Annotated in this window: 1 protein-coding gene; it reads right to left on the bottom strand. The window is 48.6% G+C overall.

The window, feature by feature from the left end; genetic code table 11:
- A partial coding sequence (locus Q4563_RS19610) for a S1 RNA-binding domain-containing protein (RefSeq protein WP_303605711.1) occupies nucleotides 1–276 on the bottom strand: 276 nt, incomplete at both ends.

Raw genomic sequence — 276 nt, 5'->3', positions numbered from 1 at the left:
ACGCACGGTTTTTACGATCAACCATGGTGATAACACCTTGTACGTCTTCGCCTTCTTTCAGCACAGTACGGGCATCGTCTACTTTGTCACGGCTGATTTCAGAAGCTTTCAGGGAAGCTTCTACGCCTGGAGACAATTCAACAACCGCTGATTTGACATCAACAGAAATGACCTTACCGACAACAACAGCGCCTTTATCGTGAACTGCAACAAACTCGGAGAACGGATCGCTTTCCAGCTGTTTCACGCCCAGAGAGATACGCTCACGCTCTGGAT

It is taken from the genome of Gilvimarinus sp. 1_MG-2023 (assembly GCF_030548285.1).
This window is presented reverse-complemented; position numbering and strand designations above follow the sequence as displayed.